Consider the following 1,001-nt stretch of genomic DNA (forward strand, 5'->3'; position numbering starts at 1 on the left):
AACTGATCAACCTGGTTGGCCAGCGTCCCAGCCGAATGCGCATCCCAGCGCTCGAAGTTCGACCCGGAGACCGACTTCCCGATCGGGCCAGAGTTGCTGCTGCTGAGCATATCGCGATATGGATAGTAGGGGGTGGGACCCTTATCCTTCCAGCCGATCGCCACCTCGTAGTTGCCGCCATAGATGGCGCTGAAGTAGGTATTGGCGTCGGCCACGCCGTTCATCGTGGCCTTGATGCCGGCCGTGTTGGGGTCGTTGACGATGAACTGGACGTCCTGAGCCCAGTCAGACCAGCTGCTGGGGACGATGATGGAGAAGCCGAGGACCTTGCCGCTGGAGTCGTAGAAGTAGCCATCGCTGTGCTGAGTGTAGCCGGCCTGCTTGAGATAGGCCTGCGCCTGGGAGACGCTGTACTGGAAGGCCGCGTTCTGATACTCCGGCGCAATCCAATCCTTACGGGCCGGGATAATCCCGGTCGGATGAGCCGGCTTGGCATAGACCGCCACCCCCTGGGGGAGGTTGTCGCGGTTGATCGCGGCGCTGATGGCCTTGCGGACGAGGACGTTGTTGAAGGGGGCCTTGTAGAGGTTGAGATAGAGCATGACGGTATTGCTGGGGAAGAACCAGGTCTTGTTATGCTGGGGGTCCTTGGACTTGAACTGCTTGTCAAAGTCCGGCGTCCAACCCGTACCCATCCAGTCATACTTGCCCTGGATCATGTTGGTGACGGCGGTGGTGTTGTCCTTGGCGGAGTAGACGTAGACGTGCTTGACGGCGGGTTGGCCGCCCCAGTAGGAGGGATTGACGTCGTAGATGATCAGGTCGGCGGAGAAGCTGCGGAGCTTGTAGGGGCCGGTGCCGACGGGGTTCTTGTCGTTGGTGAACTTGGCGGGGTCGCCGCTGATGGTAGACCAGACGTGCTGAGGCACGATGTAGGTCTGGCCGAGGTAGAACAGAGCGGTGCTGTTGGGACCGGTCAGTGTGAAGGTCACCGTCTGGTC

The 1,001-nt window shown here is 60.6% G+C and carries 1 protein-coding gene; it reads right to left on the minus strand.

Features of this window, described 5'->3' with window-relative positions:
• The coding region (locus ACFMO7_RS06345; RefSeq protein WP_376794676.1) for an ABC transporter substrate-binding protein at nt 1–1,001 on the minus strand (1,001 nt) is incomplete at both ends.

Origin of the sequence: Thermogemmatispora sp. (genome assembly GCF_042408735.1) — a bacterium.
Lineage (GTDB): Bacteria > Chloroflexota > Ktedonobacteria > Ktedonobacterales > Ktedonobacteraceae > Thermogemmatispora.